At 46.2% G+C, this 12,424-nt stretch carries 15 protein-coding genes; all 15 read right to left on the reverse strand.

The features are described 5' to 3' along the window. Positions 1–58: 58 nt before the first annotated feature. The 15 genes from G9Q97_RS06320 to G9Q97_RS06390 all read right to left on the reverse strand — a co-directional run bounded on the left by G9Q97_RS06320 (position 59) and on the right by G9Q97_RS06390 (position 12,420). Entirely contained in the window at positions 59–703 is a 645-nt protein-coding gene (locus tag G9Q97_RS06320) for a hypothetical protein (RefSeq protein WP_166144259.1), read from the reverse strand. After that, on the reverse strand, positions 678–1,586 hold the full coding sequence (locus G9Q97_RS06325; RefSeq protein ID WP_166144261.1) for a DUF4099 domain-containing protein: 909 nt from the start codon (positions 1,584–1,586) through the stop codon (positions 678–680). The genes G9Q97_RS06320 and G9Q97_RS06325 overlap by 26 nt, the downstream gene beginning before the upstream one ends. Continuing rightward, the gene (locus tag G9Q97_RS06330) at positions 1,583–2,605 is read right to left on the reverse strand and encodes an ArdC family protein (protein WP_246255453.1); all 1,023 of its coding nucleotides are present in this window, start codon (positions 2,603–2,605) and stop codon (positions 1,583–1,585) included. The genes G9Q97_RS06325 and G9Q97_RS06330 overlap by 4 nt, the downstream gene beginning before the upstream one ends. 10 nt (positions 2,606–2,615) lie before the next feature. Further along, the gene (locus G9Q97_RS06335) at positions 2,616–2,795 is read right to left on the reverse strand and encodes a hypothetical protein (protein ID WP_166144264.1); all 180 of its coding nucleotides are present in this window, start codon (positions 2,793–2,795) and stop codon (positions 2,616–2,618) included. Positions 2,796–2,827: 32 nt separating this feature from the next. Continuing rightward, on the reverse strand, positions 2,828–4,810 hold the full coding sequence (locus G9Q97_RS06340) for a type IV secretion system DNA-binding domain-containing protein (RefSeq protein ID WP_166144266.1): 1,983 nt from the start codon (positions 4,808–4,810) through the stop codon (positions 2,828–2,830). Further along, positions 4,811–5,275, reverse strand: a complete 465-nt coding sequence (locus tag G9Q97_RS06345; RefSeq protein ID WP_166144268.1) for a hypothetical protein — start codon at positions 5,273–5,275, stop codon at positions 4,811–4,813. 128 nt (positions 5,276–5,403) lie between these two features. Further along, positions 5,404–6,246: a conjugative transposon protein TraN gene (gene traN, locus G9Q97_RS06350; protein ID WP_166144270.1), complete on the reverse strand. Its 843-nt coding sequence runs from the start codon at positions 6,244–6,246 to the stop codon at positions 5,404–5,406. 1 nt (position 6,247) lies between these two features. Further along, positions 6,248–7,459 carry a conjugative transposon protein TraM gene (locus G9Q97_RS06355; RefSeq protein WP_246255454.1) on the reverse strand — a complete coding sequence of 404 codons (1,212 nt, stop codon included), beginning with the start codon at positions 7,457–7,459 and terminating at the stop codon, positions 6,248–6,250. After that, positions 7,446–7,889, reverse strand: coding sequence for a hypothetical protein (locus tag G9Q97_RS06360; protein WP_166144272.1), 444 nt, complete (start codon positions 7,887–7,889; stop codon positions 7,446–7,448). The genes G9Q97_RS06355 and G9Q97_RS06360 overlap by 14 nt, the downstream gene beginning before the upstream one ends. Continuing rightward, a complete protein-coding gene (gene traK / locus G9Q97_RS06365) occupies positions 7,867–8,478 on the reverse strand; it encodes a conjugative transposon protein TraK (RefSeq protein ID WP_166144274.1) in 612 nt (203 codons plus the stop codon). The genes G9Q97_RS06360 and traK overlap by 23 nt, the downstream gene beginning before the upstream one ends. Positions 8,479–8,490: 12 nt before the next feature. Beyond that, entirely contained in the window at positions 8,491–9,663 is a 1,173-nt protein-coding gene (locus G9Q97_RS06370; RefSeq protein ID WP_166144276.1) for a plasmid transfer protein, read from the reverse strand. After that, positions 9,660–10,457, reverse strand: a complete 798-nt coding sequence (locus G9Q97_RS06375) for a hypothetical protein (protein WP_246255456.1) — start codon at positions 10,455–10,457, stop codon at positions 9,660–9,662. The genes G9Q97_RS06370 and G9Q97_RS06375 overlap by 4 nt, the downstream gene beginning before the upstream one ends. Beyond that, entirely contained in the window at positions 10,454–11,113 is a 660-nt protein-coding gene (locus G9Q97_RS06380; RefSeq protein WP_166144278.1) for a hypothetical protein, read from the reverse strand. Before G9Q97_RS06380 ends, G9Q97_RS06375 begins: the two co-directional genes overlap by 4 nt. After that, positions 11,110–11,757 (reverse strand): hypothetical protein, encoded by a 648-nt coding sequence (locus G9Q97_RS06385; RefSeq protein ID WP_166144280.1) that lies wholly within the window; start codon positions 11,755–11,757, stop codon positions 11,110–11,112. The genes G9Q97_RS06380 and G9Q97_RS06385 overlap by 4 nt, the downstream gene beginning before the upstream one ends. A gap of 3 nt (positions 11,758–11,760) precedes the next feature. Further along, positions 11,761–12,420, reverse strand: a complete 660-nt coding sequence (locus G9Q97_RS06390) for a hypothetical protein (RefSeq protein ID WP_166144282.1) — start codon at positions 12,418–12,420, stop codon at positions 11,761–11,763. Between the last annotated feature and the right edge of the window lie 4 nt (positions 12,421–12,424).

The following is a 12,424-nucleotide window of genomic DNA, read 5'->3' on the forward strand; positions in this document are numbered from 1 at the left end:
TTATTTTAGGGATTTAGTTGGGTCAATTTTACTATTAAATTGGAAATCATACCTAAAATTAACTAAACGAATAAAAATTGTCAATATTTTTATCAACTGGTTTACAGGTGCTTACCGTTTGCCGCAAACCTACCTGCCTGCAATGGTTCCTCAACGAAAACTCCCCCACCTCCATCCAAAATTCCCTGCCTTTAAATAAAGCAACCACCTTATTACCAGCTACCCTAAATGAACCATCCAATCCCTTTACCCAATGCTGCACTTTACAGTCCCTGATCCTTCCAATAAGCGAATGGCCAAAGAGGGTATAAATTTTCACACCCTCAGGATACTGATCCATTCCGTTTTCGATTAATTCCCGATTCATTCTGGCTCCGGAGACCAGAAAAGCAGTATATGAGAAATCTATCCTGCCGATTTTTCGCTGCACCATAAAGATCAAATGCATAATCGCATCGGAAATATACAGGGTGCGAACATTCTCTGGCAGTGCAGGTGAAAAGTGAAGGATACCGCAGGAAGACAACTTCTGCTTTGTAACTGCAAGGATTTCCTGATCCACTACCCTTCCCTTTTCATCCCGGTAATCCGCAATCAATCTGCCACTGGCATCCTCCCGCAAACCGGTTGAAAATAGTTGCTGAACTTCTCTGCTAATCCCCAAACTGTCCAGCAATTCAAATCCTTCTTTGACGGCGTTCATCTTCTGATTGATTCGGGGAGTTTATCTCGGTATCCTTGGAGTTAAACCGTTTGACCTCATCTCCACCCTTGTTCTGATAGTTAGCCGGATGACCTGCGGAAACTTTTGAAAGTTCCTCCCTGACATTGTTCAGGTCCCTGACTGCATCCCTGTCATTGGGTTTAAGGGCAATTCGCCGTTGCATATTTTTCTGCATCGATTTTAGTCCTTCCTGATAGCCCTTGGAATATAATTGTTCCTCAGTACTTTTTTTGCCCAACATCCTTCCCAATCCGGTCAGCAATAAATAGGATATTCCTCCGTCCAGCAATATGGACAAAACCAGCCCGTTTCGGTTGGAGCGGATTCCTCTTCGATCGGTAGTTGAAAATTGAAATTGGGTACCATCTGCCAGGTTCACCGTTTCCCCCTCTTTGAATTTTCGCTTTTGCTCGGCGGTCAGTTTTTCATTGTTCACTGCTTCCGGTGCCTGGACGGACCTGGGATCATGGCTCATAAACTGACGGGTGTTTTTGTCATAGGCAATGATCTCCGTCCGTACGTTTCCATCCCGGTCTACATAATTCTTCCGGATATTGGCCAGATCTTCCCGGAGCAACCTCTTTTTCTCCTCCGTGGAGAGTTGGGGAAGGGAATTGGGGGACCGGTACACCGGATCAATTCTCAGAGAGGGATTGCCGTCGGTCCCCCTTACGATGGATAGCCGGGCAGGTAAACTGTCAATATGCACGTCCTTTCCTTTCAGATCCTTCAATTCCACTACGTCGGTCATTTTTCCTTCTTGTAATGCCCGAACCTGATCTTCCGGGATGGTAAACTTTCCGTCTTTATAAATCCCGAATAGTTTCAAATCCTGCATGGGTAACATTTTTTCCTTGATCATCTTCCAATTTTTAAGGTGGGTTCTAATTTTTCCTGCTTTTCTTTATTTTCCGGTTGGTGTGCCAATTCCGGCTCCACGTCGGATGCTGAGTCTGTCGAAGTATCGGATGCTGAGCTTATCGTGGCAACCTGCTTCTGTTCCCTTTTTCGGTCAAAGACCATCAGGTAATCCATGATTTTTTGGGAGTCTGCCGCTGCCTGATGAATTTCAAAAGGCTTTTCGGTAAGGATCTTGATCCAGCTGTCCACATAGGCCACATGTTGCCTGGGATCATGGCCAATCTGAAGTTCCGATCCCAGCATCATACTGGCTATTTCGGCTCTCAGTTCTTCTCTGGCATATTCCTGTGTGCCAAAGGTGTTCATGATACTCCGGTCCAGCCGATCCTTATGGCCGGTCCAATGCCCCAATTCATGCAGAAGGGTGGCATAATACCTGTCGGAGGCCTTGAATTGCGTCCTTTCCGGCATCCTGATCCTATCTGCCAAAGGGGAATAATAGGCTCTGTTACCTTGCACATGTTCAATATTGGCTCCCGTGTTTTTTACCAGGTTTTCTACCCGGTTCAATTTTTCCCATTGACTGATTTCCTGCCTTTTTTCCAGCGGGGCGACACCCTTTATCTGCTCGGCATTAAAAACCCAGGCTTTGGTGACAATGGGAGTATTCAATTTCCTTCGGATTCTAACGGGTTTTCCTTTTTGATCCAGGACAGGTTTGCCTTGCTCATCTCTTTTGGGAATCAATTGGTGGGTCTTAACGAAATTGATCGCCATTCCCTTCGCTCCTTTTTGCACACTCCAGCCCTGAGATTGGGCTTGTTTGAAGGTGGCCCAGCGCGGGTCTTCAAAGGGAGTGAACAGTTGGAGAAAAAGGGAATTCAATCCCCGGTAGGCCTTGTTGGTTACCGCATTGTAGGGCTTTTCGAAGGCCCCGCTTGACTTCTCCCAGGGCAGTTGCCAGGGAGCCGTTCCTTCCCTGAGCTGGGCAATGATCTTCTCAGCAACTAATTCGTGCATTTTCGGAGTTTCAATCGCCATATCCCAAGTGATTATTGGATTCAACATGATCTTCTTCGGGAAGCTCGTCCATCGTGTCAATCTGGTACAATTCCGCTTCCTCAGAAGTCAATTCAACCTGGCCTTCTCTTTGAAGCCGATCCAATTTTTCCATCAGGGATCGCATGGTTTTTTCATCTTTTGAATTCATTTGGATGGTGTTTAAATGATGGATACATTTTCTTAAGCTGATGCGGTATAGTAGTTGATGATGTTCTCTACCTCTTCCCGGATCCGCATAAAATTCCGGGTGAGGATTCGTTCTTTTGCATCGTTAAATTCATAGCATTTAGGAATGTCCCGGTAGTGTTGTTCTTCTGTTTTTAATGCTTTGGCATCGAGATTTACCCTACAGTGAAATGCGGCACTTTTGTATTTTCCATTGAACTTTTCCGCATCGACCGCCAATAATCCCGCCAGCTCCCCTGTTTGCATTCCGGCAATCTTTCCGGCAGGGATCAGGGGGTCGTATTTTTCGTTCATCGAAACAGAGGTCTTCATGCGATCAATGGAAACGCTCTCGCCTAACTGTTTCTTTTTACCAAACATCCGTTCCAGCCATTCCAGGGTTTCTTTATTCCTAACCGAGCCGCTCAGAACATTGCCGATCACTGCAGTCATGGTGGTGGCCGTATCTTTTCCCTGCAATTGCTTCAACTGGGGCAATTCCTGCAGCCCCAACAAAACGGCTACCTTGTTGCTTCTGGCAGTGGAAATCAGGTTTTCCACCCGATGGATATAAAGGGTGGGTGCCTCATCCGCCACAATGGCAACAGGTAAGTTTCCCTTGGTATTGATCAGCCGGGTAAGGCGGTTTACAATCACCGAATAACAGGTGGAATTGATATTTTGGGTGGCCGGGCTATTAGCCAGGACCAATATGGCCGGGGACCTTGGGTCGGAAATTCGCAGGTCAAAATCATCCCCGGAAAAGATCCAGGCCGTTTCCTTGGTATTCAGCCTGGAGATAAAGATTTTGAGAGTACCCACCTGCCCTTCCAATTGCTCAAAGGCCCTTTTTTCCAAAGCACTGCGAAAAGGGCTGAGCAGGGATTCCAATTCCGGAAAGGAGGATAGGCAGGTGAAAATTTCCTCATAGGTCCTGTTTAAGAAGGCAAGCAGGTGAGCAAAGGTGGAGTGCTTGCCACCCTGATGCCTGGAAACAAAGTAAATGGAGGAGGCCAGAAAATTGACAGCGGATTGGGTGAAGAATTTATCCGAACCTCCGGTAGATTCTGTTTTTTGAAGGGATTCCACGATGGCTTCGGCCGTTTCAGAAGCGTCTGCGAGGGTCTGAATGTATTCCCGTTTCAGAGGATTTAGCCTTCTGGAATATTCCACCTGGTCCAAATTAACCACCAGAAACCGGTAATTCGGAATTTTTCCTTTCTGCTTTGCCAACAAATAATGGTAATAGGCAATTTGGCTCAGGTCTGGAAACTTAAAATCATAGAGACACATGGTATACCCTTTGGCAATCATTTGCCGGATAAAGGGATTTACCACGCTGAACGACTTACCACTTCCCGGAGTACCAATCAACAGGGTACCACGGAAAGGATTGACAATATTGATCCAGCCCTTATGAATGCGTTTTTTATAATAAAATTGCATGGGTATGTTGACCGAGTAAGGGGTTTCCCGCTTTTCCTTTTCGTGCATAAATGATTCCCCTTCAATGTTCCATTCATCTTTCCCCAGCCCACTTTTGATCAACTTGGAGACATTGTCCAGAGCGGTATGGATCAGTACCGCTCCCAGCAGAGATGAAATCCCAAAGGCAAGGTCAGGCCAGCTCGTATAAGGAAGGATAATGGCCTTAGCCTCCATGGAATAGAAAAACAATGAACCGAAGAAAAAGCCAAATCCCGACATCAGGGGAAATACAATTTGATTTTTGGGGTTTACGCTTAACTCCTTCTTTGACCGGGTTCCGATGGCGGCCAAACAAATGGCCAGTAAAACGGATAGTTTACTGTAAACCAGATTTTGGTAGATCGGAAATTGCATCAACCTATCCACCAGGGGCAAAACCTGCCTGGATATCCCCTCCCCTGTTAGGACTTTTGGACTGTAGATGAAAAGAAACAGTTCCAGGAATACCATGCCGTACACCAGAAACTGGATCATACCATATAGTTTTTCCAATTGTCTTTTCTGTTCCATTTAATTGAGAGGTATTTTAATGCCCGCATCCAGCACCACACGCCACCGCTCCGCTTTTTTGGCCCAAAGCAATAACTGGCTGCTGCTTCCCAGGCATAGTTCCAACCGCTTGAGTAAAACCCAGGAAAACTCCCAACCCACCAAGGGAGCTATTATTAGCCCACTAAAATCGGTTCCCAGTGCAGCCCCCGCCCTGAACCTTAGGGAAGTGGCATTCCTTCTGAAGATTACCGGTTTGATCAACAGGCCCAGCAATACCGTTTGGTAATCGGTCTCCCTGGTTTTCATCCACTCCAAAAACACTTCATGTCGTCGGTGGTGTTGGGAATTGAATTCATATCCCAGACGGCCTAAATCCAGAAGCGGCACGCCCACTCCCCCTTCAAAAGTGAGATGTTGGGAGCCGCTTTGGGCCATTAGCCTACCTGCCCACAAAATCAATAGGATGCATAAAAGCCGTTTCATTTGTTTATAATTTGTTTTCTAAGACCACGTAGCCTGTCCCGATCTTAATTCAGGAGAATCTCACATGCCTTATTTTCTTCTCTGCGTGTCGTCTTCGTCATGCCTGTCAGCCTCCGGCTGGCTCGATTTCATAGTGTGTCAGCCCGTAAAAGGTCGATGTAGTCAATTTCAAGTACTAGGGTCCTTCCGGACAATTGCTTCTCCGCCAGTTCTATGGTCACCACCTTGTTGTTAGGAAAGGAAAATTTTTCCAGCACGTAAATGTTCCGGTATTTGCGTTTGAAAGATTCCTTTTCAAAAAGAGTGAAAACAGGTTCCATTTCTATGGCCTGTACATTGGTGGCTTTGGCAATCTTCTTGTCTGCCACCCTGAAACTAACCTGGTCGATATCAAATTTCAGATTGGTCTTATTGGTGTAGGTGATATCCAGGAAAATGTAGTCATCCAGTGTATGGATATGATTGACATTACCGGTGATGCCGTATTGGCTGCTGTAAAGGCCTTTTTTGTTGCCCTTTCGCTTATACGCCTGCAATGAAAACTCCCTCAGCTCATTTTGCGTAAGGGGTGCCGCTCCTATATTCAATGGGCGCATATTTTCAGGCCCAATTTCCAGCAAGGTGGGTAGTTCCCGGTTGCCGGAGGCATACTTAAAATCATACTGGGCAATGAATTTTTCGCCTATGATGGTCACCACCCCAAGGTCATGGGGTTCATTTTCCACTTCAACAGCACTATCATCCTTAATTTTAATCCGGAACACGTTGTCAACCGGCAGGTCCCCTACCAGCTCTTTGCTTGAAATATCCACATATTGGATGGGCTCGGGTGAGGTAAAATGAAGCGTAATGCCTTCCCGGATAAATAGGCTTTGCTTTTCAGGAAAGAAATTGCCTGAGGCAGTATGCTGAGCAAGGGTAGGTATGGTGAAAAGACCATAAAAGCATGTGATTAAGATTATCCTTTGCATATCAGTTAGGGTTTTGGTTTGAATAGTTTTGCGAATTCAATTCTTCCGAATCAATCAGGTAAATAAGGGTGCCGTATTTCAGATTGGCCTTATTTTGCCGGATCCTCTTGGACACAGCCTGGGAACTGGAGGTAAAAACCCGTTGGAGGGCAGACAGGTACATCTGGTTCATAGAGGAAGGGTCTTGTTGCATCTGCATGTTCAGTCCTCCGGTGACATTGCCGCCCAGATCCTTTGAAAATTCCCGGAACGAACTGGCTGGAACATACAGCCCTTCCATGCCATCCTGATCATAAATAGTTAAGGCGATGGGTAAGATTTTATCACCTACCATCACGCTACTAATGGTCAATTTAACCCGCTGGGACTCATAGCCGCTGATCCAGGCATAGAGATAGGTTCCTTTGGGTAAGACCTCAGCACCTACCTGAATGTCATTCAATAGCCGTATCCTGATCCTTTCGCCCAAGGTTCCGTTGCGGATTTCCTGATCTACAATGGCCTGAATAAAGGATGATTGGGAGGTTTTCTTGACGGTATTAAAATGGATATCCGGTTGGCTAGCCTTTGAAACTTTCAACCGCTGGGTTGTGGAATCTTTTTCTATCGTTTCAACTTCCGCCTGTGGAGCTTGATAGGATGGATCATTGGCTTTGGAAATGGAATCCACCAGGGCCATTTGGGCGCGAAAAAGGTCCATGGGATCTTCGTACTTTTCCGGCTCCCGGTTATTTTTTGGGTTTTCTAATTGACTCAACGCCTCAAGAATTAATTCGTCCTCTTCGGTAGGTGGGGAAATTCGAGGCCTGGTTTCGGTGGATGGGCTTAAAACGGGTTGCGTTGAAATTTGAGCTTGATCCAATGAATTTTTAAAAGCCAGATCAATGGAATCCAGCATTCTTTTTTCAGCCTCATTGTACTGGGAAAGCATTTCATCTTTCGGTTCCACGTCAATTCTCAGATTTTGGATGGCCGTGTAGCCATCTGCCCTTTTGTACCTGGACCGAAAGGCATCCAATTTCCCATCAATTCCCCGGTTCCTGATCTGATCCGATACCTCGCCTACACTTTCCTGAATGTTTTCCGTTCCTTCGTCATGTTGCATTTCATCTTCTCCGGTAAATGACTGCATACCAAAATTCAGCACCAGAATAAAGGGCAACAGGATCAGGGGAAGGATGTATTTCGGTTGCTTGATGTCAATCTTCATCATCTACAGGGTTTAAATGATTATTATTTTTGAGTTGGCGAAGGGCATTTTCCAGGAAAAGACTATCCCCGGCATCGAGATAGTCCTTTTCCATGATGCTTTCCACGTCTTTTTTTAGCTTTGCCATCTTTTTTACCTCCTCCTGAATTTTAAATAGTGACCTGACTTCATCTGTCATCCCGGAACCAAGGTTTTTGATTTCATTCATCAGTTGCCGGGGATTGTTTGTCTGTTCGGTCCTAAGGTTAATGGGAATCACAAAGGCTAGCAAAGCCGACAGCATAAGGCTGATTAACATGCCTGCAAAGCATTGCCCGGGATAGGTTTTCAGCAAGTGTACCAAACGATTTTTGGCCTTGGTGGGAAGGTTTCCGAGTTCGTTCCTTAATGCCTCGGAAGGAAGCTTTTCGCTAGAAGGTGTTTTTCGAAACATGGCTCAGATCTTTGTTTTCAAGTGTTTTCCAATTCGTGATCAAAACTCCATGGCTATTATTTTCAGACCTTGGAATATCCATTAAATACCCTTCTGTAATCAGGGACCGGGTAATGGTGGCACTCCTTCTTTCGATCTTCTGTTTTCCATAAAAAGTGAATTTCTTATCGGGCTCCAGAAGGATGGAATCAGTCTGGAGAGTCAAAACAGAGCTGGAACTGAGAATGGAGTTGAAAAACCCTTTTTCCTTGAGGTTATTGTATTGCAATACACCGGATTCGTCTGCCAGGTACATAGCCTTTTTCATTTGGTATTCTATATGTTCGTCATCTGGAGTCAGGGAGAAAAAAAGACTGTGAAAAAGATCCACGGCCGCCCTGTATTCCGCAGGACGATTCATTTCCATATTGGTTTGTTGCGCCAGAATGGGTACATCTTTATCCAGGATGTATATGGATTTCCGCGAATTGACCACCTGCCGGTAGGCAAAGAAAGAAACCGCAATACAGATAATGGTTGCTGCCAGCAAACTACCTACTGATAAAAGGGTAGCGAGTTTGATTTTTGATTCAATGTTTTTGATGATCATTGTCTTTGCATTTTATTTTCCAAGAATTCCTTTTGCCGACATGCGGGACCCGCTGCGGCTTAGGGTAGAACCAGTCCTGCCTGCCGTTGCTGCGGCTGCTGTGATGCCTGAAGTGCTGATGATCCAGGTAGAAATCGAGGGCACGGTGGTGATAGCAATGGCTCCCACCAAAAAACTAATGATCACCAGACCAAAAGAGAGGATTCCGTTACCTGCCATCCAGGCCAATTTGGTCAGCACTTCCTCGCCGCCCGATGTATCTAAAAGCGCTTCGTATTTCTGAATTTCCTGCAGAAAGGCATATTCCTGCATCAAGCCACAAACGTAAAGTACCAGGTAGGCAATGCCTACGTACAGGTTAACGGCTACAAATCGGGCTATCCAGGTAGTGAAGGCATCCCTAAAGGCAGGTAGTATGCTCGCTGCCAGTGAAAAGGGACCCAATATCACCAAAATGGTGGAGTATATGATCTGGATAAAAAAGATGAAATAAACACATATCCGTAATATCCAGATGGCCAGGAGTTCCAATAATTGGGTAGCCAATAGCTGCATATTGGTCTGCATCCGGATTCTCATCTGGACCAATGGACCGTATACGTTGTCAGTAAAAAACCCTTTAACCCCATCCACCATCACCGTTCCCAGGCCTTTATCTGCCTCCTGGGCTTGTTGCGAGGCCAATTCTGTGGTTGCCTGGTATTCCACCATTTTGTCAGCCACCTCTATGATGTACACTGCCCGGTCCAAGCGCAAAGCGTTGATCCGATCATTTTGGGTGGAAAACATGGCCTCTGTTTTGCCCGATATAAGGTCTGTGGGAAAGGCAATGATTCTACAGAAAACACCCCACCACATGGTTAGCATCAATAAGCCAAAGGGTCGCAGGAGGGGCATGATTTCCATCTTTTTATCTCCCACCATCATCTCGTAGGCCTTAATAGAAAAGAAAATCAGCATAAAAACGCAGGCCAGTGCCTGGGCATCCTGAATAAAGGGGCCAAAATGACTGTAGGCATAATCGCGCATGCCTTCGAAAAACCGCATGATACCCCGATCATAAACGCCGTTTCCCTGAAGAAAAGAAATGGCTTCTTTGTACTCATCAGCAGGTAAAGGAGTCTGAGCATTTGCCATAGGCAGACAAATCAGAAATAAAGCGAAAGTGATCAGAGAGTTTTTCATCTTAAAGAGATTCGTCGTTGTAAAATACCCGAAAGAATTTCGTCGGTTGGATCTGCTTTTTTCATTAACCGGCCACTCCCATTTTGCCTTTTTAAAATGGTTTCCTCTAAGGCAAGCACTTTCCGGGACAGGGCCAACTTCCGATCCCAGTCGCTCTGAAGTTTTCGGAGATCTAATAAAATCCGGTGATACATGAGGATTCGTTGGCCTCTTTCCATATCCTGCGTTTTTGCAAATCCATACCTTTCGGCCAGGCTTTTCATGTTTTCCAGGTACCAGGCATAGGCACCGTTTTCTTCCAGATAAGCCTTCACCTGAGCGGAATGGTGTTGGAATGCCTGGGCTTCGATATTTTCCAGCGGCGCAAGCTCCTTTTTGTAGTAGAGCAGATACAGTGGATCAGCAGACGAAAAGGCTCCGGAAATGCGGGCCATTTCCCTGGTAGCCAGGTTCCGGATGGTATCTGTTTGCTGCTTGTAATAGTCCGAAGAAATTTTCATCGCCACTGCCAAACCCATTCGCTGCGTTTGCTCCCCTCTCGCAGAAAGCGGCCTTCTGTCCAATTTGGGATAGTTGGGATGTAAGGCCCAGGTTAAATACCAGTTGGAATTGGTGGGAATGCCCAGAAAGCGATTGGGGCGGGGCAGGAACCGATCTTCATCCCATTGTTTGAAAACCATTCTTTCCTGTTGGGCTACCACTGCCCGGTCCTGAATGGATGTTTGTGCCAGGCTACTTGCCATCAACAGCAGCCCGAAAGCCGGAAATAATAGCCAAAATTTTGTGTTCATCATCGCAGCAGGTGTCTATGGGCAAGGATTTGGTTAGCCAAATTCTTACTCTGATTGATATAAGCCTGATAGGGATTTAGCTTTTTGAGCAGGCCATTGATATTGGCCCAATACATGGCATGGCGGACTGCAAGCAGGTATCCGGCTATCCGTTCCAGTTCCATCTGGATTTTCCCTAACAGCTCATCTCTCACATTAGGGTTGATCAGGAGATTTTTTCCTTCGGCCAATACAAAGGTGGAAACCTCCGTTACCAGGGTAAAGCTCCTTTCTTTGGCCTGGCGGATATAGGTTTCGGCAAAAAGGAGCAAAACGGGATTTTGGGAAGCCATGGAAATGGTTTCATCACTTAAGGCATAGATCCGTTGCAGGGTCCTCCCGATCTGTTTTACCTGGATGGCATCTTTTAACCCTTCATTGACCTGGTTAAGCGACTGGAGAATCAGGGTCTCTACCATGGCCAGGCTGGATACATTCAGGCCAATGTCATCCGTGTTTTTTCGGATACCGTTCAGGCTTTCCTGATAGCCTATCTCAGAAATATTCCTCATGGCTGCATTTTCATTGATGATCAGAAAATGCTCCCGGTCAAACACCACCGTTTGAGCCGACAGCTCAAAGGAGAAAGCCAAAAGGAATATCGTCAGTAGCTGTTTCAATCTTTTATCAGTTGAATGTTTGCCAATATTTCATCTACCGTTTCGGAGGTTTGATTTGGGTATTGCGGATGGTTGTTTCCCGCTGATCTGCGTCTGATTTCGGAAGCCAGCGTTTGCGAAGTGGCGCTCGCAAGCCGGTTGATCGACCGGAGTTCCTGTAAAACGTGCTGCAACAACAGCCGCCTTTCGGAAACCTTCATCTGGTTGAGGTCACCGATGGAGACCATCAATCCTATCAGATAATTCATCAGGGAATAGGACTGCTTTACGAATAGATTTTCGGTTTCCAGTGCCAGCGGGATCAGCAAGGGGTCCTTTTGGCAATGGAAAATGATTTGTTCCTGGTGACCAATGATAGACCGGAGCAAAGGATTGGCTGATGCAGCCAGCCCTACCGCCTCTATCAATAAATCCAGCTTAGCAAAGCGCTCCTGTAGTGTGCGGTATTTCACCGTTACTTGCCCCATCAAATTCCTGTTCACTTCTTCATTGATGGCATTTTTGGCCTGGTTGGTCTTTGCCTCGGATTGCCTTTCATGCTCATTTTTCGAATCTTCCACCAATTGATGCAATAAGGCAACGTTGACCTGCCCTAAAACAGGAGAAGAGAAAAGTAGGCAAAGGATAACTAGGAGCTTTTGCATGGCTTATCGGGTTAGGACTTCTCTTTTTCTAAGGATGTCATTCATAATGGCCAGGTCCATTTCAACGTATCCCTGGAAGGGGTTCAATGACTTGAATAGTCCCTTCATGCTGGCAAATTGCATGGACCGGTACATTCCATAGGTATAGGACCGCAGGATCAGCAATTCATTCAGAATGGTGTTGATTATTTTTGCCCTTTCCCCTGCATCCATCAGGTTATCCTTGCCTCCCTTTAGCGCAAATTGCTGCACTTCAAGAGCCAGGGCGGTGGCCCTTTGCTGAAACAGGGAGGCATTTTGTTGGGCAAAGACAAGGAATTCAGGGTTGGTACGGGCCAGTTCCAGGATATCCCGGACATCACCGGAAATGCCCGTTGCGATCCGGGCAATCTCTTTTACATCGGCGAGATTAGTGAGTATGGCGCTCACCTCGGTCAGACCTTTATAAAGTTTCTCCTGCATGGTATTCACCACCGTAAGGTTTCCGGTCACCGCCAATTGCCCCCTTTCTATCAAGGTCAGCCGTTCATTGGTGTTGTTGAGCTGCGTATTGATCACCGCTGCATGGGTGGCCTGGGCTCCCGAAACGGCAGGGTCCACATACACCTGGGCCTGCGCCAAAACGCTGGTGAGCGTCAAAATAAGAAATATCAGGGTTTTCATATCG

This window comes from Cyclobacterium plantarum, from assembly GCF_011290685.1.
Taxonomy (GTDB): domain Bacteria; phylum Bacteroidota; class Bacteroidia; order Cytophagales; family Cyclobacteriaceae; genus Cyclobacterium; species Cyclobacterium plantarum.